The organism is Nostoc sp. CHAB 5836 (assembly GCF_020829445.1).
In the GTDB taxonomy this organism is placed as follows: domain Bacteria; phylum Cyanobacteriota; class Cyanobacteriia; order Cyanobacteriales; family Nostocaceae; genus Nostoc.
This window is the reverse complement of the sequence record NZ_JAIVFV010000383.1, coordinates 1-2,029: the sequence shown is the minus strand read 5'-3', so window position 1 is coordinate 2,029 and position 2,029 is coordinate 1. Positions and strand designations below refer to the sequence as shown.

General features: G+C 41.7%; 2 protein-coding genes. Both read left to right on the top strand.

What is annotated here, in order from left to right; genetic code table 11:
* Nucleotides 1-427: 427 nt before the first annotated feature.
* Nucleotides 428-817: a hypothetical protein gene (locus LC605_RS32690; protein WP_229551504.1), complete on the top strand. Its 390-nt coding sequence runs from the start codon at nucleotides 428-430 to the stop codon at nucleotides 815-817.
* A 259-nt stretch (nucleotides 818-1,076) separates the two neighbouring features.
* A complete protein-coding gene (locus LC605_RS32685) occupies nucleotides 1,077-2,021 on the top strand; it encodes a DnaB-like helicase N-terminal domain-containing protein (RefSeq protein ID WP_229551503.1) in 945 nt (314 codons plus the stop codon).
* The last annotated feature ends 8 nt before the right edge of the window (nucleotides 2,022-2,029 follow it).

The following is a 2,029-nucleotide window of genomic DNA, read 5'->3' as shown; positions in this document are numbered from 1 at the left end:
AGCGCTAGAAAGATTAGGCAATTTAACCCGATCGCCTGGGTGCGGTTAAAGTTCTGCTCGATGTGGGTGATGATGTCAGTTGGTTCTATGTCTGTTAAGCTGTTGGTCATTTAATTTCCTTTCAGGTAAGGTTTGATTTTTGCGATCGTCTTTGGGAGGCGATCGGCTTTTTACTGGGAACTGCCAACCCTGCGACGCTACGACTTACGGGTAAAGGCGGATCAGGTATAGGGTGTTTCCGCGCAAGGTCAAGGCGCGGGTGCTTGCTCCGGTTGCAACGCAAAGGGTTAGGCGTTGGGGAGCGATGTTGTGTTGCAAAGTTCTGTCTTTGCTAAACTAATGCTAGTATAATGCAAAGACAAAACCTGTCAAGGGTTTTGTCTATACAAAACAAGTTTTGCAAAGATAAAATGAGGCTATCTTTCAAGTGACTCAAAATAATGGCAAGACCGAAAAAATTAGTAGGAGACGAGAAGACAGTCAATGTAAGGATGAGTCCGCAAGACTGGTCGAGCATGGATGTAATAGCGCAATCAATGGGTATGACCAGATCGGATCTATTGCGACATATCGCTCAGGGGAGGATTTCGTTAGGACAATCAGCAAACGAGGAGAACCTACTTTTGGCAAAGTCTTAGAGCGTCTCGAATTTATCGAGGACGCTTATTTTCATTACATTGACGAACAGCAGCAGTACTTAGAAGTTCGCCTTTTTGAAACCAAGAAGCACAAGGAAGTTTTCAAGAAAGCAGTTCAAGAACTGAAGCAAGAGATATACGATTTAGTCTCTGCTGAAAAACCTGAGCATCAAGAATAAAGCCGTTTACCTATTTGGGTAGACGGCTTTATTCGTGGCGATATCGGCTCACTTAAAACCGGAGTGCGTAGCTTGCCGCCGCAGGCATCGCCACGAGCCAAAAAAAAGCACTCGCCAATAGTTAATTAGCGAGTGCAAGTCTTTTCAAATCAAAAATATCAATGAATAATAACAGGAAAACTAGAAACAATCCAGTAATTCAGACAGCTTTTAATGCCGTCATTAAAAGCCATTCTAACACATTCTTGGGGGTAGAGAAATGACACAAGGTATCTATCCATTCCCCCAACAGCAAGTTGACTTCAAGGATAATTCAGATAAATTACCACCATGCGAAATAGAAGCAGAAGAAACAATCATTGGTGGTATATTAGATGACCCAAATGCTATTTACCGGATCAAAGACCGACTGAAGCCTGAGCATTTTTATATCAGTGCCCATAGAGACATTTACAAAGCCTGCTTAGGACTTTGTGACAAGGGTAAACCGAATGACTTGTTGAGTGTTACTAGCTTCCTAAGAAACCACGGTATTCTTGCCAGAATTGGCGGTCAGAACAAGCTTGCTTCCGTACTAAAATGGAACGTTAGCACAGTCAATATAGACGCTATGGCTGACTTGGTGATTAGAGCATCTGTTGGTAGACAGTTAATTGAATTGGGTAATGAAATTAATAATTTGGGGTATGAAACCCAGCGCGAATTACCTGATTTATTTGCGGATATCACGGAGAGAACTAGAGCAATTATTGAGACACCAATTGCTCCAACTAAAGATGAACACGAGCAATGGTTACACGATAGATTACTGTCAGAGTTGACAACTATTTATACAACTTGCGCTCAACCATCTTTAAGACTTCTGAAGTTAAAAAAACTAGCAGATAACCATCACCTTTCAATGGGATTCTTGGAACAGTTTTATTTAAAAGCACTGGTTGCTCAATGCAGCAACTTGCTTACTTATGACGAGTTAAGAGAGTTAGCAGGCTCTACAGTCCGAGAATGGCTAATCAATGGACTCATCCCTAAAAGCACAACCATTTTGCTAGCGTCAGACGGTGGAGTTGGTAAAACTAAGTTTGCTTTTGGACTTTGGACAAAAAAGAAGTGTTCGCGTTTGATTTACGCGAACTTACAATCTACGCATCATAAATTACCCCAGTTATTTTTCAAACTGAGTCCAACTGAGTTAAACGCCTAAAGCCTAAG